Source organism: Leclercia sp. EC_58 (genome assembly GCF_019584355.1).
Lineage (GTDB): Bacteria > Pseudomonadota > Gammaproteobacteria > Enterobacterales > Enterobacteriaceae > Enterobacter.
Genome location: NZ_VDAM01000001.1, coordinates 1,609,996 through 1,628,349, shown reverse-complemented (window position 1 = coordinate 1,628,349; position 18,354 = coordinate 1,609,996). Strand labels below are relative to the sequence as shown.

At 59.2% G+C, this 18,354-nt stretch carries 14 protein-coding genes and 3 pseudogenes; 13 read left to right on the top strand and 4 right to left on the bottom strand.

Going from position 1 to position 18,354, the window contains the following annotated elements:
- Positions 1–27: 27 nt before the first annotated feature.
- Genes FHC51_RS07945 through FHC51_RS07930 form a run of 4 tightly spaced genes read left to right on the top strand, consistent with a single transcriptional unit; the run spans position 28 to position 4,774 of the window.
- Positions 28–1,899 (top strand): amidohydrolase, encoded by a 1,872-nt coding sequence (locus tag FHC51_RS07945; protein WP_220435266.1) that lies wholly within the window; start codon positions 28–30, stop codon positions 1,897–1,899.
- Positions 1,900–1,904: 5 nt separating this feature from the next.
- Positions 1,905–2,315 carry a DoxX family protein gene (locus FHC51_RS07940; protein WP_375373817.1) on the top strand — a complete coding sequence of 137 codons (411 nt, stop codon included), beginning with the start codon at positions 1,905–1,907 and terminating at the stop codon, positions 2,313–2,315.
- Positions 2,312–3,922 carry an MFS transporter gene (locus FHC51_RS07935; RefSeq protein WP_220435264.1) on the top strand — a complete coding sequence of 537 codons (1,611 nt, stop codon included), beginning with the start codon at positions 2,312–2,314 and terminating at the stop codon, positions 3,920–3,922. Before FHC51_RS07940 ends, FHC51_RS07935 begins: the two co-directional genes overlap by 4 nt.
- Positions 3,923–3,952: 30 nt before the next feature.
- A complete protein-coding gene (locus tag FHC51_RS07930; RefSeq protein WP_220435263.1) occupies positions 3,953–4,774 on the top strand; it encodes an alpha/beta fold hydrolase in 822 nt (273 codons plus the stop codon).
- An 82-nt stretch (positions 4,775–4,856) separates the two neighbouring features.
- Here the strand turns inward: FHC51_RS07930 and FHC51_RS07925 are convergent, their stop codons facing one another.
- Positions 4,857–5,252 carry a hypothetical protein gene (locus tag FHC51_RS07925; protein WP_220435262.1) on the bottom strand — a complete coding sequence of 132 codons (396 nt, stop codon included), beginning with the start codon at positions 5,250–5,252 and terminating at the stop codon, positions 4,857–4,859.
- A gap of 11 nt (positions 5,253–5,263) precedes the next feature.
- Positions 5,264–5,548: a hypothetical protein gene (locus FHC51_RS07920; RefSeq protein ID WP_220435261.1), complete on the bottom strand. Its 285-nt coding sequence runs from the start codon at positions 5,546–5,548 to the stop codon at positions 5,264–5,266.
- Between the two features lie 180 nt (positions 5,549–5,728).
- Between FHC51_RS07920 and FHC51_RS07915 the strand changes: the two are divergent.
- The 4 genes and pseudogenes from FHC51_RS07915 to mcrC form a co-directional block, all read left to right on the top strand.
- Positions 5,729–6,445: pseudogene (locus FHC51_RS07915) on the top strand (AAA family ATPase); the annotation flags it as partial.
- Between the two features lie 112 nt (positions 6,446–6,557).
- A pseudogene (locus FHC51_RS07910) lies at positions 6,558–6,653 on the top strand (IS1 family transposase); the annotation flags it as partial.
- Positions 6,654–6,681: 28 nt separating this feature from the next.
- Positions 6,682–7,938, top strand: a pseudogene (locus FHC51_RS07905) (AAA family ATPase); the annotation flags it as partial.
- Entirely contained in the window at positions 7,935–9,038 is a 1,104-nt protein-coding gene (gene mcrC / locus FHC51_RS07900; protein ID WP_220435260.1) for a 5-methylcytosine-specific restriction endonuclease system specificity protein McrC, read from the top strand. The pseudogene FHC51_RS07905 and the gene mcrC, both read left to right, overlap by 4 nt.
- A 94-nt stretch (positions 9,039–9,132) precedes the next feature.
- Here the strand turns inward: mcrC and patD are convergent, their stop codons facing one another.
- Together patD and FHC51_RS07890 are read right to left on the bottom strand one after the other, a co-directional pair.
- Positions 9,133–10,557 (bottom strand): aminobutyraldehyde dehydrogenase, encoded by a 1,425-nt coding sequence (patD, locus tag FHC51_RS07895; protein WP_220435259.1) that lies wholly within the window; start codon positions 10,555–10,557, stop codon positions 9,133–9,135.
- A gap of 33 nt (positions 10,558–10,590) precedes the next feature.
- Positions 10,591–12,072 carry an APC family permease gene (locus tag FHC51_RS07890; RefSeq protein WP_220435258.1) on the bottom strand — a complete coding sequence of 494 codons (1,482 nt, stop codon included), beginning with the start codon at positions 12,070–12,072 and terminating at the stop codon, positions 10,591–10,593.
- 346 nt (positions 12,073–12,418) lie between these two features.
- Here FHC51_RS07890 and glaH point away from each other — a divergent pair, with 346 nt between their 5' ends.
- From glaH to csiR, 5 genes are read left to right on the top strand one after another with little or no spacing between them, the layout of a single operon-like run.
- The gene (gene glaH, locus FHC51_RS07885) at positions 12,419–13,396 is read left to right on the top strand and encodes a glutarate dioxygenase GlaH (protein ID WP_220435257.1); all 978 of its coding nucleotides are present in this window, start codon (positions 12,419–12,421) and stop codon (positions 13,394–13,396) included.
- An 11-nt stretch (positions 13,397–13,407) separates the two neighbouring features.
- Positions 13,408–14,676: an L-2-hydroxyglutarate oxidase gene (gene lhgO, locus FHC51_RS07880; RefSeq protein WP_220435256.1), complete on the top strand. Its 1,269-nt coding sequence runs from the start codon at positions 13,408–13,410 to the stop codon at positions 14,674–14,676.
- Between the two features lie 23 nt (positions 14,677–14,699).
- Positions 14,700–16,148: an NADP-dependent succinate-semialdehyde dehydrogenase gene (gene gabD / locus FHC51_RS07875; protein WP_220435255.1), complete on the top strand. Its 1,449-nt coding sequence runs from the start codon at positions 14,700–14,702 to the stop codon at positions 16,146–16,148.
- Between the two features lie 17 nt (positions 16,149–16,165).
- Positions 16,166–17,449: a 4-aminobutyrate--2-oxoglutarate transaminase gene (gabT, locus tag FHC51_RS07870; protein WP_114388068.1), complete on the top strand. Its 1,284-nt coding sequence runs from the start codon at positions 16,166–16,168 to the stop codon at positions 17,447–17,449.
- Positions 17,450–17,494: 45 nt separating this feature from the next.
- Positions 17,495–18,178, top strand: a complete 684-nt coding sequence (csiR, locus tag FHC51_RS07865; protein ID WP_220435254.1) for a DNA-binding transcriptional regulator CsiR — start codon at positions 17,495–17,497, stop codon at positions 18,176–18,178.
- Positions 18,179–18,354: the final 176 nt, after the last annotated feature.

Sequence of the window (18,354 nt, the reverse complement as noted above, 5' to 3'; positions counted from 1 at the left end):
CATTCCCCCTCTCAGTCAGGAGCAATTATGACTTCCTCTGCCAAAGCAGATCTGATTCTGGTGAATGGCCAGTTTCACACCGTCGATCGTGAAAATCCCCTCGCCGAAGCGGTGGCCGTGCGTGACGGCAAATTCCTTGCAGTCGGCACCGCTGCCGAGGTGATGCAGTACCACGACGACGCCACCAAAGTGGTGGATCTGAAAGGCCACACCGCCATCCCGGGCCTCAACGACTCGCACCTGCACCTGATCCGCGGCGGGCTGAACTACAACCTCGAGCTGCGCTGGGAGGGAGTGCCCTCGCTGGCTGACGCCCTGCGGATGCTGAAAGAGCAGGCCCTGCGCACCCCGTCACCGCAGTGGGTGCGCGTGGTGGGCGGCTGGAGCGAGTTCCAGTTCGCCGAGCGCCGGATGCCGACCCTGGACGAGATCAACGAGGCCGCGCCGGATACCCCGGTCTTTATCCTGCACCTGTATGACCGCGCCCTGCTCAACCGCGCGGCGCTGAAGGTGGTGGGCTACACCAAAGAGACGCCGAACCCGCCGGGCGGTGAGATCCAGCGCGACGCCAACGGCAATCCGACCGGGATGCTGATCGCCCGTCCGAACGCCATGATCCTCTACGCCACCCTCGCCAAAGGGCCGAAGCTGCCGCTGGAGCAGCAGGTGAACTCCACCCGCCAGTTTATGCGCGAGCTGAACCGTCTGGGCTTAACCAGCGCCATCGACGCCGGCGGCGGTTTCCAGAACTACCCGGAAGACTATGAGGTGATCGCCGAACTGCACGAGAAAAAGCAGATGACGATCCGCATCGCCTACAACCTCTTCACCCAGCGCCCTGGCCACGAGCTGGAAGATTTCGAGAAGTGGACCGACATGCTTAAGCCAGGCCAGGGCACCGACTTCTTCCGCCATAACGGTGCGGGGGAGATGCTGGTCTTCTCCGCCGCCGACTTTGAAGATTTCCTCGAGCCGCGCCCGGATCTGGCCCCCGGCATGGAGGACGAACTGGAGCGCGTGGTGCGCCATCTGGTGGAGCACCGCTGGCCGTTCCGCCTGCACGCCACCTATGACGAGTCCATCAGCCGGATGCTGGATGTCTTTGAGAAGGTGAACCGCGAGATCCCGTTCGACGGCCTGCACTGGTTCTTTGACCATGCCGAGACCGTGACCCAGCGCAACATCGACCGCATCAAGGCGCTGGGCGGCGGCATCGCCGTGCAGCACCGCATGGCCTTCCAGGGCGAGTATTTCGCCGAGCGTTACGGGATGGAGGCGGTTCGCCACACTCCGCCGGTCACCCGTATGCTCGAGACCGGCGTGCCGGTGGGGCTGGGCACCGACGCCACCCGCGTGGCGAGCTACAACCCCTGGACTGCCCTCTACTGGCTGGTCTCTGGCCGTACCGTCGGCGGGATGCAGCTGTACGATCACAGCGCCCGTCTGGATCGCGACACCGCCCTGATGCTCTGGACCCAGGGCAGCGCGTGGTTCTCCAACGAGCAGAATCAGAAAGGGCAGATCAAAAAGGGCCAACTGGCGGATCTGGCGGTGCTGAGCAAAGACTACTTCCGCGTGCCGGAAGAGGAGATCAAGGGCATCGAGTCGGTGCTGACGGTGGTGGATGGCAACATCGTCTATGCCGCAGGCAGCTTCGGCCCGCTGGCGCCGCCTGCCATCCCGGTTCTGCCGGAGTGGTCCCCGGTGGTCAAAGTGCCGGGTCACTACCGCAGCGCGCCACCGCAGGCCGCCCGCGTGGGGATGCAGCCTGCGCACCACTGCAGCGGTCCGTGCGGGGTGCACAACCATTCGCACGATTTTGCCCGCACGGCAGAGATGCCGGTGGCCGACGATAATGCCTTCTGGGGAGCGCTGGGCTGCAGCTGCTTCGCGTTTTAATCATGATGAATTCACAAACACAGACCCTGCCCCGGATTGACCTGGGGCTGTTCTTCCTGCGGATCGCCGGTAGCCTGCTGCTGTTGTACGTGCACGGCCTGCCGAAGGTGCTGCACTTCAGCGAAGAACTGACGCGGATCGAAGATCCCTTTGGCTTCGGGCCGTATTTCAGCCTGATCCCGGCGATCGTCGCCGAGGTGATCTGCCCGATCCTGATCCTGTTCGGCGTGGCGACCCGGCTGGCCTGCGTGCCAATCATCGCCGTGCTGCTGGTGGCGATGCTGGTAGTGCATCCGGGCTGGTCGATCGCCGAAGGTCAGTTTGGCTGGCTGCTGCTGATCATCTTCACCACCCTGGCCATCACCGGCCCCGGTGGCTGGCGGCTGCGTACACGTGCCACGGAGAGATTCGCATGACCCAGGTGACCGACGCGCACATCGAACACCCGCCTGCCCCGGCGATCTCAACGTGGCAGCCGCTGCACCAGCGGGTGTTCCGCATGTTGTGGATCGCCACGGTGGTCTCCAACGTCGGCTCGTGGATGAGCGACGTCGGCGTGAACTGGAGCATGCTGACGCTGAGCGCCGATCCGCTGGATATCGCCCTGGTGCAGGCGGCAAGCAGCCTGCCGATGTTCCTCTTCGCCCTGCCCTCCGGGGTGATGGCGGACATCGTCGATCGGCGCAAGTACCTGCTTTTTTCCCAGCTGTGGGTGTTTATCGCCGCGGCGGGACTGACGGTGCTGTCGTTTACCGGCCAGGTGACCCCGACGGTGCTGCTGGTGGCGGCCTTTCTGCTGAGCGTCGGCAGCGCCATGAGCTCGCCGCCGTTCCAAGCGGTGGTGCCGGATCTGGTGAGCAAGGCGGAGCTGGGCCCGGCGATTGCGCTGAACTCGCTGGGGGTGAACATCAGCCGCGCCATCGGCCCGGCGCTGGGGGGCTTTTTGCTCTCGCTGGCGGGGCCGTGGATGGTATTCCTGCTCAACGCCCTGTCGGTGCTGGGCGTGGCCTGGGTGCTGTGGCGCTGGAAACCTGCGGCGTCGGTACAGCGCCTGCCGCCGGAACACTTTTTCTCGGCGGTGCGTGCCGGGGTGCGCTATGTGCACGCCGCCCCGGTGCTGCGTAACGTGTTGATTCGCACCGTGGCGTTCTTTGTCTTCGCCAGCGCGGGCTGGGCGCTGCTGCCGCTGGTGGCGCGCCGGGAGCTGGGCCTCGGCCCGGCGGGGTACGGCATCATGCTGGCCTGTATCGGGCTGGGGGCGATTGCCGGGGCGGTGCTGCTGCCGCGCCTGCGCCAGCGCCTCAATGCCGATCAATTGATGGTGGCGGCAAGCCTGGTCTTCGCCATCACCATGCTGGCCCTGGCCTTTGTGCGTCACTTCTGGCTGCTGAACCTGTTTGAGTTCTTCACCGGCTTTGCGTGGATCGCGGTGCTCTCCACCCTCAACCTGGGGGCGCAACGCAGCGCCGCACGCTGGGTGAAGGCCCGGGCGCTGGCGGTCTATCTGACGGTCTTCTTTGGCTCGATGACCGCGGGCAGCGCCCTCTGGGGGCAGATCGCCTCGCACGTGAACACCGCCACTTCGCTCTGCGTGGCAACGGTGGGGATGCTGCTGGCGAGCGCCACGGTGCTGCGCTGGAAGCTGGAGAAAGATCCTAACCTGAACCTCGACACCAGCGGGCTTATCGCCGACGACGCCCGGGAGAACATCCCCAACGAGCGCGGCCCGGTGCTGGTCTCCTGTGAGTACCGGATCGATCCTGAAGCGGTCAACGATTTCCTGCAGGCCGTCCACGAGCTGCGCCGGGTACGTCGCCGGGCGGGAGCCATCAGCTGGGCGGTGTATGAAGATATCGACCAGCCGGGCCTTTATATCGAGACCTTCCTGCTGGGATCGTGGGTGGAACACCTGCGCCTGCAGGAGCGCCACACCATGAATGACCACCTGCTGCAAAGCCGCGTCCTGGCTTTTCATCAGGGCGATGCACCCCCGGCGACCCGCTATCTGGTGGCGCCGGTTTAAAACCTAAAACAACCTTTTGAGGAAGAGACTATGGCTACGATCAAAGCGAAAGACGGCACGCAGATTTACTACAAAGACTGGGGTGCAGGTAAGCCGGTGCTGTTCAGCCACGGCTGGCCGCTGGATGCCGACATGTGGGATAGCCAGCTGAACTATCTGGCCGAGCGCGGTTTTCGCGCCATCGCCTTCGACCGTCGCGGCTTTGGCCGTTCGGATCAGCCGTGGAATGGCTACGACTACGACACCTTCGCCTCCGACATCAACGACCTGATCACCGCGCTGGATCTGCGTGACGTGACCCTGGTGGGCTTCTCCATGGGCGGCGGCGACGTGAGCCGCTATATCGGCACCTACGGCACCGACCGCGTGGCCGGGCTGGCGCTGCTGGGTGCGGTAACGCCGATCTTCGGTAAATCCGACTCTTATCCTCAGGGTGTGGATCAGTCGGTCTTCGCCGGCATTCGTGACGGGCTGCTGAAAGATCGTGCCCAGTTCATCAGCGATTTCGCCACCCCGTTCTACGGCCTCAACGCCGGGCAGAAAGTCTCTGAAGGCGGCCTGACCCAGACCCTGAACATCGCTCTGCTGGCCTCGCTGAAAGGCACCCTGGACTGCGTAACCGCCTTTGCCGAGACCGACTTCCGCCCGGATATGGCGAAAGTCGACGTGCCGACGCTGGTGATCCACGGCAGCAACGACCAGATCGTACCGTTCGAAACTACCGGCAAAGTGGCGGCGGAGCTGATCGGCAATGCCCAGCTGAAGGTGTATGACAATGCGCCGCACGGCTTTGCGCTGACGCATCAGGACCAGCTGATTGAAGACCTGCTGACGTTTGTGAAGTCGCTGTAAGTGTTTAAACGCCGGGTGAAGCGTAGCGATCCCGGCCTACGGTGTTGTAGGCCCGTGCAAGCCCAGCGCCGCCGGGCAATGCCTACTGTCTTCTTTTAGCCCAGGCGGCACGCATCACAGGAATAAACACTGGTGGAATCACCCCCATTTTGGGTAACGGCGTATTGATCTCCACGCCCGGCGCAACCGCAAACCACTCCGTGTTGAAAGGCAATTTTTGCAGCCGATTAAGATCAAACTTTGTCGGCCAGCTTAGCCCTGCCGTATCAAGCTGATCGTCGATGACGAACTCGCCCTGATAAACGTGGTCCGTCCGTGAGGTTCCATAGACGATCAGGACGGCATGAATATCCGGGAAGAGGTTCAGAATCAGTCCGGGACGCGCTTTCGGTCCCGGATGGCCCAGATCTTCATGTTGAGGAAACTTGCACCAAATGATGTCACCGATTGCGGGTAACGGGTTGTAATTATTAGCCATAAGCATACTGCTTATTTGAATAATGGAGAGTCCAGATCGTCCTCTGAAATGTCGAGACCTGACAGTTTCCTGACGGCGGCGTGTTGCGCGTCGGTCAGCTCGCCGTCGTCCTGTTCGTAAGCGGGCAGCACCTCTTTAGCAAGGTTGCGTAACGCCTTATGGACTAACTCTGTCTGATTCAGCGAGAGCTCCGCCATCAGACGGGCAAAAGTCTCCTCGCTGACGCCAAATTCGTTATCGACAGAACGAAGCTGGAACAGGAATTTTTTCGGCGCAGTACGTGTTGGGCTGGGCATGATGAACCTCTCTATAAAGCTATATGCAAAGTATATAGAGAGACGGCAAAGCAATCCATATAGAATGTATATATCCCTTTCGGTGATCCTTGTTTTAGGTAGTTAGGCATTGCACCTGATGTTCCCGTAAAATGCCGGCAAAAGAATGATAACTACCTGAAAAATTTGACTGGAGAACATATGGACGCGGCTGAAAAAGATGGCAGATTTGCGTGGGCGGATTTTTATCAGGCTTTTGCCAGTAAACTACTGACCTGGCAAGACCGGCGAGAGGAGTTAGTCGCAGGTATCCATCGGATCGCCGCTGACGTCGGCGGAATGTCTCATCTGCTGGACAAACCTGAGCAGGGCGAACCCCATCCGTTAAAAGACATTTGCCCGTTTACCACAATGGGGTTGTTCAATCGCAGCCTCACCGATGCGAATCGAAAAATTATTGCCTCCAGGCTGGCGGATTTGCTGGGCGTAGACGAACCCGTACCCGATTCATTTGACGGTGTTCCGCTGCTCAACAACCAAAAGTCGTGGTTTTTTGCTTACGAAAGAACCCGTTCAGCTAATGACATTGATTTTCTCTGGGCGATGTTCTCGGCGGCTATCAGTTTCGCAGATGACACTGAAGACACAGTGGATATGAATGCCAAATCCGAAGCATTTTCATGGATTTATGATACCACTTCAGAAGTGCGCAACGTCGGATGGAACCTGACGATGGGGTTATACTGGGCTCGTCCCTGGTTTTACCCCACGTTAGACAGCCAGTCGCAGAAGTACATCCAGAAAGTACTTAATATTAAGATCCTGAAAAATGGGGCTAAAGGCCGCTGTAGCGCGCATGACTACCTGAGCATAATGCGGGCGCTTAAACAGTCATTTACCCAGCCGAATTTCCCGGTAATGCTGCCAACTTACTGATTTAGTGTATGATGGTGATTTTAAGGTGCTTGCGTGGCTTCCATTTCCATCAGATGTCCTTCCTGCTCCGCTACTGAAGGCGTGGTGCGTAACGGCAAGGCTGGGACGGAAGTCACTGTCGTTCTCAAAATCGGTGGAGCTGCATGACAAGGTCATCGGGCATTATCTGAACATAAAACACTATCAGTAAGTTGGAGTCATTACCGAATTTCCCTGTCCATAGCTTCCCTGAACTTTCCCTGATGGCATGGAATACAAATTTCGGCCAGACAAAAGATGAGGTAGAAAACAGAACGTGGAAAGTCTATCTGCTAAATAAAATTAAGGCGTTATGTAAGCAAAAAGAGAGTCCTTATTTTACCTTTCAGGAGCTGAAAGAAAACTACCTGGACGAAATCAAAGCCGATCATCCGAATAACAATACTGTTGAAAATTCTGTTTACTATTATCTGCAAATATTACGTAAAGATGATGAATTAAAGTTCCACGGTGCTGGCAATTATGAATACCTGAACTTTGATAAAAGCGAGTCTGAGGATATTACCGAGGATACGGTCGACGAGAGCGCACCGCCCCCTAAAAATCCTCACTTACCTTACAACACCAGTAAACTGCTGGAAGAAGGCTGCTTCCTGGATGAAGAGAAGATTCAACTCACCCTTCAACGGTTAAAAGACAAAAAGAACCTGATCCTGCAAGGCCCGCCTGGCACCGGCAAAACCTGGCTGGCACGCCGCCTGGCTTACTGCCTGATGGGTGAGCAAGCCCCCGAGCGGATCAGCGCGGTGCAGTTCCACCCGAATCTCTCTTATGAAGACTTTATTCGCGGCTGGCGCCCGGGAAAAGAGGGTCGCCTGGAGCTGATCGATGGACCTTTCGTGAATGCCATTAACAAAGCGCTTAATAACCCTGCCGCGAAATATGTGGTGATTATTGAAGAGATCAACCGCGGCAACCCGGCGCAAATTTTCGGTGAAACGCTTACGCTGATGGAGGCCGATAAACGCACCCCGAACGAGGCGCTGGAGCTCTCCTATCGCACAGATCCGGATGAAAAGATCTATATTCCCGAGAACTTATACATCATCGGCACCATGAATATTGCTGACCGTTCCCTTGCGCTCCTCGACTTAGCCTTGCGTCGCCGTTTTGCGTTTGTCGACCTGAAGCCGGTATTTAACAACGCGTGGAAAAACTGGGTTAATCAAAAATTTGCGGTCGATCTGGACGTCTTAGAATTAATCGCATCCCGACTAAGCGTATTGAATGAGACGCTGGCGAATGATGTCACTTTAGGGCCACAATTCTGCGTCGGGCACAGCTACGTCACCCCAGCAGCCGGCCAGCAGATTGGCGAGGCTCTTGCCTGGTATGAACAGGTTGTCGAAACGGAGATTTGTCCGCTGCTCGCCGAATACTGGCTCGATGCTCCGAACAAAGTCAACGACGCCAGAAAAGTGTTATTAGCACAATGACTTCCGGCGAAGAGCAACTTAAGACGTCGCGCATTCCCGTGCGCAATCTCTGGTTATTGATGCTGTACGCGTCCGATCTGTTTCGCGAGCTGGGGCGGAGCTACGTTGCCGTAGAAGATAACCCGGATGAGATCCCCGATCTGGTGGCGAAGATCCTGCTCCATGAAATTGCGTTGCGCCGCCGACGCAATTTAAGCATGGGCTATCAAACCCGGCATGCCGCCCTGAACCGGGTGCGAGGCCGCATTGATATTCTGCATACGGCCAGTCACCAGCTGTTGGACAGGGGGCGGGTTGCCTGTCAGTTTCAGGAGCTGACCCTCGATACGCCGCGAAATCGCTACGTTCGCTGTGCGTTAGAACGCCTCACCTCGCTCATCACCAAACCTGCGCTGGCCTCGGATTGCCGGTTTGCGGCGATGGCGCTACGCCGTGAGGGCATTAACGGCGAGTTCCCTGACAACCGCGAACTGCCCTCGGTGACACGCTTTGGCCGCCATGATGCGGCCGATAAACCAATGGTGGATGCTGCGCAGCTGGCCTTTCAGTTGCTGTTACCCACTCAGGACAAAGGACATCATCTGTTACCCGCCCCTTCAGATAATCTCTCCTGGATGCGAAAGCTGTTTGAGAAAGGCATTGCCAGTTTTTATCGCGTCCACCTCGAAAAAGAGATCTGGCAGGTATCTGCCGGGAAAGAGCTGAAATGGGCGTTGAGCGATCAAAGCCCGGGCAGTGCTGATATCTTCCCGACGATGCAGTCAGATATCATTCTTGAACATCGAGTGAATGCGAAGCGCATCATTATTGATACTAAATTTAATGCGATCGTCATTAAGGGCTGGCACCGTGATACGACTCTGCGTAGCGGTTATATTTATCAGCTGTATACCTATCTGCGCACGCAGGAGAGCGATGCCGATCCGTTATCCCTTCACGCCGCAGGCATGCTATTGCACCCTGCCGTTGGGTACATGCTGAATGAATACATCGTTACCCAAGGGCATAAGATCCATTTTGCGACAGTCGATATGGCGGCAGATGCCCGGTCGATAAAAAATCAGCTCCTGGATTTGGCTTACGACTGCGCGCAGCCATAAAGCAAGCGTGGGCACATTTACGCCGGGTGGCGCTGCGCTTACCCGGCCTACAACACCCAGGCCCGTGCAAGCGAAGCGCCGCCGGGCAATGCCGTTAGTGCTTCACCATCACATGCCGCACCACGGTGTAGTCTTCCAGCCCGTACATCGACATATCCTTGCCGTAGCCGGAGAGCTTCTGCCCGCCGTGCGGCATCTCGCTGACCAGCATAAAGTGGGTATTCACCCAGGTGCAGCCGTATTGCAGGCGGGCGCTCATACGGTGTGCGCGGCCCACATCCCGGGTCCAGACCGATGAGGCCAGCCCGTACCGGGAATCATTGGCCCACTCCAGCACCTGCTCTTCGTCGTCGAACATACTCACACTCACCACCGGGCCGAAGACCTCGCGCTGGACGATCTCATCCTCCTGTTTCGCCCCGGCCAGCAAGGTTGGCTGGTAGTAATACCCGCTGCCGCCCGCCACATTGCCGCCGGTGACCACGTGTATGTGCGGCAGGGCTTTGGCGCGCTCTACCGCCTCGCTGACGCGGGTCAGATGGGCGGCGGAGCTGACCGGGCCCAGCTCGGTGGTCTCATCCTCCGGGGAGCCCATTTTCAGGCTGGCGACGGCGACGCCCAGTTTTTCCACCAGCGCGTTATAGACCTCTTTTTGCGCATAGATACGGCAGGCAGCGGTGCAATCCTGCCCGGCGTTGTAGAAGCCAAAGGTGCGTACGCCCTCCACCACCGCATCGATATCGGCATCGTTAAAGACGATGACCGGCGCTTTGCCGCCGAGCTCCATATGGGTGCGCTTAATCGACGGCGCGGTATGGGAAATAATGTGCTCCCCGGTGGCAATGGAGCCGGTCAGGGAGACCATGCGCACCTTGTCGTGGCCGGTCAGCGGGTCGCCTACGGTTTTCCCGCGGCCAAACAGGATGTTAATCACGCCTGCCGGGAAGATATCTTTCGCCAGCTCGGCCAGCTTCAGGGCGGTGAGCGGGGTGATCTCAGAGGGTTTGAGCACCACGCAGTTGCCCGCCGCCAGCGCCGGGCCCAGCTTCCACGCCGCCATCATCAGGGGGTAGTTCCAGGGGGCGATGGAGGCGACAACGCCCACCGGATCGCGGCGGATCATCGAGGTGTGCCCCTCCATGTACTCCCCGGCGGCGAGACCGTTCAGGCAGCGGGTGGCACCTGCAAAGAAGCGGAACACATCGACAATGGCCGGGATCTCATCATTCAGCACGCAGTGCAGCGGCTTGCCGCAGTTCAGCGACTCCAGTCGGGCGAAGGTGTCGGCGTTCTGCTCAATCACCTCCGCCAGCTTCAGCAAACATTCCGCGCGCGCTTTTGGCGTAGTCTGGCCCCAGGTACGGAAGGCGCGATCGGCCGCCTGCACTGCGGCGTCCACCTGTTCCGGGCTGGCTTCGGCTATCTCCAGCAGGACCTCGCCGGTAGCCGGGTTGTACACGGGTTGCATCTCACCTGAACCCGCAACCAGTTCGCCATTGATCAGTAAGTTGTGTTGCATAGCCGACTCCATTGTTTTTATGGTCTGAGTGAATTACAGAGATTGTCCCGCATTAAGGCGTTTTGCGTGCTCGATCGCGTCGTTTTCTGGCGCGTTTGAGCGCCCGAACGGGCGGGCCAGCGCCATGTAAATCAGGCCGGAGATCACCACTACCGACAGCCCCACCAGCACCGTCCAGCGGTCGATAAAACTTGCGCTCTCGGCGGGTTGCGCCAGCAGCCAGATGCCGCAAAGCCCGTAGGCCAGCGCCAGGATATTGACCAGCATCCCCCAGCCGCCGACGCTCCACTCCCCGGCCGGTTTCCAGCCTTTCAGACGCTGGCGCAGCGCCGCCAGCACCACCATCTGGAACGAAATGTAGATACCGATAACCGCAAAGGCGGTGATGCGCGCCAGGTTATCCGGCTGGAAGTAAACCCACACACAGATGAGCACCGGCAACAGGCAGCTGACGATCATGGCGTTGTCCGGGACGCTGTTTTTCGACAGCTTCGACATCCAGGCGCTACCCGGTAGCATCTGGTCGCGGGAGAAGGAGAAGATCAGGCGGCTCAACGCGGCCTGTAGCGACAGGATGCACGACAGCATGGCGATCACCGCGATGATGATAAACACCGTGGCGCCGGTTTCCCCCAGGGCTTCGTTGAGGATCGCCGGGATGGGATCGGCGATCTGCCCGTTGACGATATTCATCAGATTTGGGGAGGCGAGCAGGTAGCCGAGGATCGAGATCAGCGCCGAGATGGCGCCAAACACGATGCTCAGGATCATCGCCACCGGGATCTTCTTGCTCGGATTTTTCACCTCTTCCGCCACGTTGCCGCAGGCTTCAAAGCCGAAGAACATAAACAGGCCGATCAGCGCCGCCGCCATAAACGCTGGCTGATAGCTGCCATCTTTCGCCAGCACCCCCATCGAGTCGAAGACCACCGAGAAGGGCTGCGCGCGGTGGAAAATCAGCAGGTAGATCCCCAGCGCAATCACGCTGACGATCTCGCACCAGAAGCCAATTCGGGCCACCCGGGCGAGGTTTTTGGTGCCCGACATGTTCACCGCCATCATCATCAGGAGCAGCACCACCGAGGTGATCAGCATGTTGCCTGCCGAGGTTTCAAAACCGAACAGTGACCCGACGAAGGTGGCGGTATATTCCGCTACCGAGGTGATGGTCACCACCAGCGCCCAGAGGTAGATCCAGGCGGCGATCCACGCATATTTTCGCCCCCACAGACGGCGCGCCCACGGGTACAACCCGCCGGTGATCGGATACTGCGACGCCACTTCGCCAAACACCAGCGCCACCAGCAGCTGTCCGCAGGCGACAATCGGGATCCACCAGATGGCCGGTGGCCCCGCCAGCGTCACCGCCAGGGCAAAGAGGGAGTAGACCGCCGTTAGCGGCGAGAGGTAGGTGAATCCGAGCGAAAAATTAGAGATAAGGCCGATGGAGCGGTGAAATTGCTGTGTATTATCGCTATGAATTTCTTCACTTTTCTTGCCAGAATTCAGTTCCATACGTTTTTCTCTGTGTAGTGATTAGGCCGCAGGTAACACGAATCAAGGTATAGAAGAGCGCCTGAAGGCCGTACAGCGTCGCCCGTGCGATTTGTTAAGATTTGTATGTATATGTCACGCTTTTGTTATGGTTAACCCGCATTTTCCGTGAGGCGCATCACGCCTGCGCGTTGAGATCGCGACCTGAGAGCGCATTTTCCCGACCACTTCGCCTTTTTTCCTGCCTGTATCACAGAATTCAAACAATCCCCGCTGAATAAATCCATTTTGCAAAAACGTAGATATTTTTAATTTATGGCTACGAAACACCCCGTTCCCTGAATACTTTCTGAGAGGATTGATTCTGATGAATGCACTGACCGCCGTACAACAGCCCGACGAGGCGTTAGCCCGGACCATCACCGGTTTTAGCATTGCGCCCTCCGCGCAGTCTCCGCGCCTGCTGGAGCTGACGTTCTCCGCGGAGGTCACGCAGCAGTTCCTGCGGGAGGTGGAGCAGTGGCCCATCCAGGCGCTGGAATACAAATCCTTCCTGCGCTTTCGGGTGGCGAAGATCCTCGATGACCTGTGCGGCAACCAGCTTCAGCCCCTGCTGCTGAACACCCTGCTCAGCCGTGACCAGGGTGCCCTGCTGATTTCCGCCGACGGTGTGGATAACGTCGCCCAGGCGGACGAGATGGTGAAGATCGCCACCGCCGTGGCGCACCTGATCGGCCGCTCCAATTACGACGCCATGAGCGGCCAGTACTACTCCCGCTTTACGGTGAAAAACGTTGATAACTCAGACAGCTACCTGCGCCAGCCTCACCGCGTGCTGGAGCTGCACAACGACGGCACCTTCGTGGATGAAGTGACCGACTACGTGCTGATGATGAAGATCGACGAGCAGAACATGCAGGGCGGCAACTCCCTGCTTCTGCATCTCGACGACTGGGAAGCGCTGGATAAATTCTTCAGCCATCCGCTGGCCCGTCGCCCGCTGCGCTGGACGGCACCGCCGAGCAAAAACGTCTCTCAGGATGTGTTCCACCCGGTGTTCGATGTTGACCAGCAGGGTCGCCCGGTGATGCGCTATATCGACCAGTTCGTACAGCCGAAAGATTTTGAAGAGGGTGTCTGGCTGAGCGAACTTTCTGACGCGCTGGAGAGCAGCAAAAACATCATCTCCATTCCGGTACCGGTGGGTAAGTTCCTTCTGATTAACAATATGTTCTGGCTGCATGGCCGGGATCGCTTCACCCCGCATCCGGATCTGCGTCGGGAGCTGATGCGTCAGCGCGGGTATATCAGCTATGCCACCACTCACTATCAGACTCATCAGTAGGGATGGCGCGGATGTATGACTTCGTGATTACCGGCGGCGGCATTATCGGCATGTCGACCGCCATGCAGCTGATTGCACTCTATCCGGATGCCCGCATCGCCCTGCTGGAGAAGGAGGCGGGCCCGGCCTGCCACCAGACCGGGCGCAACAGCGGGGTGATCCACGCCGGGGTCTATTACACTCCCGGCAGCCTGAAGGCACAGTTCTGCCTGGCGGGGAACCGCGCCACCAAAGCCTTCTGCGATGAGAACGCTATTCGCTATGACACCTGCGGCAAGATGCTGGTGGCTACCTCCCCGCTGGAGATGGAACGGATGCAGGCCCTGTGGGATCGCACCGCCGCCAACGGGATCGAGCGCGAGTGGCTGAGCGGTGCTGAACTGCGCGAGCGCGAACCCAACATCACCGGGCTGGGCGGGATTTTTGTCCCCTCCAGCGGGATCGTCAGCTATCGCGAGGTGGCAGCGGCGATGGCAAAACGCTTCCAGCAACAAGGCGGGGAGGTGATTTTCAACGCCGAGGTCAGCGCCCTGAAGGAGCACGCCAGCGGCGTTGTCATTCATACCCGCGACGGGCGCGAGTTTGAAGCCCTTACCCTGATTGCCTGCGCCGGGCTGATGGCCGACCGGCTGGTGAAAATGCTCGGCATCGACCCCGGCTTTATTATCTGTCCGTTCCGCGGGGAGTATTTCCGCCTGGCGCCGGAGCACAATCAGATCGTGAACCACCTTATCTACCCGATCCCCGATCCGGCCATGCCGTTCCTGGGCGTGCATCTCACCCGGATGATCGACGGCAGCGTCACGGTGGGGCCCAACGCGGTGCTCGCCTTTAAGCGCGAGGGCTACCGCAAGAGCGATCTCTCCTTCACCGATATGCTGGAAATTCTGGGTTCAACGGGTATCCGCCGGGTGCTACAAAACAACCTTCTCTCGGGTTTAAGCGAGATGAAAAACTCCCTGTGCAGAAGCGGCTACCTGCGCCAGGTGCAAAAATATTGCCCGAGCCTGACCCTGAAGGATCTGCATCCCTGGCCTGCGGGTGTGAGGGCGCAGGCAGTTTCGCCAGAAGGGAAGCTGATCGACGACTTTTTATTTGTCACCACGCCGCGCACCATCCATACCTGTAATGCGCCCTCACCGGCGGCGACCTCGGCGATCCCTATTGGCGCGCATATTGTCAGCAAGGTCCAGACCCTGCTCGCCAGCCAGCACAACCCCGGCCGCGCGCTGCGGGCAGCCTGCAGCGTGGAACCACTACACGCCGCCTATACCCGTTAATCATTCTGAGACAGGAAGCCATCATGCAACTCAACGATCCCAGCTTATTCCGTCAGCAGGCATATATAGAAGGAGAGTGGTGCGACGCCCACAGCGGCGAGACGATTGCCGTTTCCAATCCGGCGAACGGCCAGACTCTGGGCAGCGTGCCGAAAATGGGTGCCGGTGAGACCCGCGAGGCGATTGAGGCGGCGAACCGCGCCCTGCCCGCCTGGCGCGCGCTCACCGCCAAAGAGCGCGCCAACATTCTGCGCCGCTGGTTCGATTTGATGATGGCGAACCAGGACGATCTGGCCCAGCTGATGACGCTCGAACAGGGCAAACCGCTGGCCGAAGCCAAAGGCGAGATTAGCTATGCCGCCTCCTTTATAGAGTGGTTCGCCGAAGAGGGGAAACGCGTCTACGGTGACACCATTCCGGGGCATCAGGCGGACAAGCGGTTGATTGTGATTAAGCAGCCGATTGGCGTCACCGCCGCCATCACCCCGTGGAACTTCCCGGCGGCGATGATCACCCGCAAGGCGGGCCCGGCGCTGGCGGCAGGCTGCACCATGGTCCTCAAACCCGCCAGCCAGACCCCCTACTCCGCGCTGGCGCTGGCCGAACTGGCGCACCGGGCCGGGATCCCGACAGGCGTGTTTAACGTCGTCACCGGTTCGGCATCCGATATCGGCAACGAGCTGACCGGCAACCCGCTGGTGCGCAAGCTCTCCTTTACCGGCTCGACCGAGATTGGCCGCCAGCTGATGGCCCAGTGCGCGAAGGACATTAAAAAGGTCTCGCTGGAGCTGGGCGGCAATGCGCCCTTTATTGTCTTTGACGATGCAGACCTCGATAAAGCCGTGGAAGGGGCGCTGGCCTCCAAGTTCCGCAACGCCGGGCAGACCTGCGTCTGCGCCAACCGCCTGTACGTGCAGGAGGGCGTGTACGACCGCTTTGCCGAAAAACTCCAGCAGGCGGTGGAAAAAATGCAGATCGGCGACGGCCTGACCCAGGGCGTCACCATCGGGCCACTGATTGACGGCAAGGCGGTCGATAAAGTCGAAGAACACATCGCCGACGCGGTGGAGAAAGGCGCCCGCGTGGTTACCGGCGGATCGCTGCATAAATTAGGCGGCAACTTCTTCCAGCCGACTATTCTGGTAGATGTACCCGGTGATGCGAAAGTGGCGAAAGAGGAGACCTTCGGCCCGCTGGCCCCGCTGTTCCGCTTTAAGGATGAGGCGGACGTGATCCATATGGCTAACGACACCGAGTTCGGCCTCGCCGCCTACTTCTACGCCCGCGATTTAAGCCGCGTGTTCCGCGTCGGCGAGGCGCTGGAGTACGGCATCGTCGGGATCAACACCGGCATTATCTCTAACGAAGTGGCCCCGTTCGGCGGCATTAAAGCCTCTGGCCTGGGTCGGGAAGGTTCTAAATACGGCATCGAAGATTACTTAGAAATCAAATATATGTGCATCGGCCTTTAATCTTTCAGGAGATTTCAATGAGCAGCAATAAAGCGTTAATGCAGCGTCGTAGCAATGCCATCCCCCGCGGCGTGGGCCAGATCCACCCGATCTTTGCCGCCCGCGCCGAGAACTGCCGGGTGTGGGACGTCGAAGGCCGTGAGTATCTTGATTTCGCCGGAGGTATCGCGGTGCTGAACACCGGGCATCTGCACCCGGAGGTGGTCAGCGCCGTAGAAGCGCAGCTGAAAAAGCTGTCGCACACCTGCTTCCAGGTGCTGGCCTATGAACCCTATCTGGAGCTTTGTGAAACCCTGAACCAGAAAGTGCCGGGGGATTTCCCGAAAAAGACCCTGCTGGTGACCACCGGCTCCGAAGCGGTGGAGAACGCGGTGAAAATCGCCCGCGCTGCCACCAAGCGCAACGGCACCATCGCCTTTACCGGGGCCTATCATGGCCGTACCCACTACACTCTGTCGCTGACCGGGAAAGTGAACCCTTACTCGGCGGGCATGGGGCTGATGCCAGGCCACGTCTACCGCGCCCTCTATCCCTGCGCCCTGCACGGCATCAGCGATGACGATGCCATCGCCAGCATCCATCGCATCTTCAAGAACGATGCCGCGCCGGAAGATATCGCCGCCATCGTGATCGAGCCCGTCCAGGGTGAAGGCGGTTTCTATGCCACCTCCCCGGCCTTTATGCAGCGCCTGCGCACGTTGTGCGACGAGCACGGCATCATGCTGATTGCCGATGAAGTGCAGAGCGGCGCGGGCCGTACCGGCACCTTCTTCGCCATGGAGCAGATGGGCGTGGCGGCGGATATCACCACCTTCGCCAAATCGATTGCCGGCGGCTTCCCGCTGGCGGGCGTCACCGGTCGCGCCGACGTGATGGATGCCATCGCCCCGGGCGGACTGGGCGGCACCTACGCCGGGAGCCCGATTGCCTGCGCCGCAGCGCTGGCGGTGATCAAGGTCTTTGAACAGGAAGATCTGCTGGGCAAAGCCAACAAACTGGGCGACACCCTGCGCGAAGGGCTGCTGGCTATCGCTGAAAAACATCGGGAGATCGGCGACGTTCGCGGCCTGGGAGCGATGATCGCTATCGAGCTGTTTGAAGAGGGCGACCACCATAAACCGGACGCCGCGCTGACGGCGCAGATTGTGACCCGGGCGCGGGACAAGGGGTTGATCCTGCTCTCCTGCGGCCCGTACCATAACGTGCTGCGCATCCTGGTGCCGCTGACCGTGGAAGAGGCGCAGCTTCAGCAGGGGCTGGCGATTATCGCCGAGTGTTTTGACGAGGCGAAGCAGGGTTAATCTTTATGCCCGGTGCGAGCCGGGCAGTCTTCAAGGAGCAGGTCCATGACCATCATTTCCCAGGCGACGGCCATCGACGGCTACCGCTGGCTGAAGAACGATATCATCCGCGGCGTCTATCACCCGGATGAGAAGCTGCGCATGAGCCTGCTGACCTCCCGGTATGAGCTGGGCGTCGGCCCGCTGCGCGAAGCGCTGTCGCAGCTGGTTGCCGAGGGGCTGGTGACGGTCATTAACCAGAAAGGCTACCGGGTGGCACCGATGTCCGAACAGGAGTTGCTCGATATCTTTGATGCTCGCGCCAACATAGAGGCGATGCTGGTCCGCCTTGCCATCGAACGCGGCGGCGAAGAGTGGGAAGCGGAATTGCTCGCCCGGGCACACCTGCTGAACAAGCTGGAATCCCGCGATGCCAGCGAGACGATGCTGGACGAGTGGGACCAGCGCCATCAGGCGTTTCATACCGCCATTGTGGCGGGGTGTGGTTCGCGGTATTTGATGCAGATGCGGGAGAGGTTGTTCGACCTGGCTGCGCGGTACCGGTATGTGTGGCTGCGGAAGACTGTTTTGTCTGTTGCGATGCTGGAAGAGAAGCATGTGGAGCATCAGAAGCTGATGGACGCGGTGCTGGCGCGGGATGCGGATAAGGCGGGGGAACTGATGTATCAGCATTTGTTGACGCCGATTCCGATTATTCGGGGGGCCATGGGGGTGGGTCTGGGGACCTGAAGAGTAAAATGCACCTTAAAACAGGCATTATCCATTTAGTGCCTGTTTTAAGGTGCAATGTCCGGGTAATGCTGCCAACTTACTGATTTAGTGTATGATGGTGATTTTAAGGTGCTTGCGTGGCTTCCATTTCCATCAGATGTCCTTCCTGCTCCGCTACTGAAGGCGTGGTGCGT

Bases quoted from the DNA above. Each gene is read 5' to 3' on its own strand.
- FHC51_RS07945 (WP_220435266.1), top strand. From the start codon at position 28: ATGACTTCCTCTGCCAAAGCAGATCTGATTCTGGTGAATGGCCAGTTT.
- FHC51_RS07940 (WP_375373817.1), top strand. From the start codon at position 1,905: ATGAATTCACAAACACAGACCCTGCCCCGGATTGACCTGGGGCTGTTC.
- FHC51_RS07935 (WP_220435264.1), top strand. From the start codon at position 2,312: ATGACCCAGGTGACCGACGCGCACATCGAACACCCGCCTGCCCCGGCG.
- FHC51_RS07930 (WP_220435263.1), top strand. From the start codon at position 3,953: ATGGCTACGATCAAAGCGAAAGACGGCACGCAGATTTACTACAAAGAC.
- FHC51_RS07925 (WP_220435262.1), bottom strand. From the start codon at position 5,252: ATGGCTAATAATTACAACCCGTTACCCGCAATCGGTGACATCATTTGG.
- FHC51_RS07920 (WP_220435261.1), bottom strand. From the start codon at position 5,548: ATGCCCAGCCCAACACGTACTGCGCCGAAAAAATTCCTGTTCCAGCTT.
- mcrC (WP_220435260.1), top strand. From the start codon at position 7,935: ATGACTTCCGGCGAAGAGCAACTTAAGACGTCGCGCATTCCCGTGCGC.
- patD (WP_220435259.1), bottom strand. From the start codon at position 10,557: ATGCAACACAACTTACTGATCAATGGCGAACTGGTTGCGGGTTCAGGT.
- FHC51_RS07890 (WP_220435258.1), bottom strand. From the start codon at position 12,072: ATGGAACTGAATTCTGGCAAGAAAAGTGAAGAAATTCATAGCGATAAT.
- glaH (WP_220435257.1), top strand. From the start codon at position 12,419: ATGAATGCACTGACCGCCGTACAACAGCCCGACGAGGCGTTAGCCCGG.
- lhgO (WP_220435256.1), top strand. From the start codon at position 13,408: ATGTATGACTTCGTGATTACCGGCGGCGGCATTATCGGCATGTCGACC.
- gabD (WP_220435255.1), top strand. From the start codon at position 14,700: ATGCAACTCAACGATCCCAGCTTATTCCGTCAGCAGGCATATATAGAA.
- gabT (WP_114388068.1), top strand. From the start codon at position 16,166: ATGAGCAGCAATAAAGCGTTAATGCAGCGTCGTAGCAATGCCATCCCC.
- csiR (WP_220435254.1), top strand. From the start codon at position 17,495: ATGACCATCATTTCCCAGGCGACGGCCATCGACGGCTACCGCTGGCTG.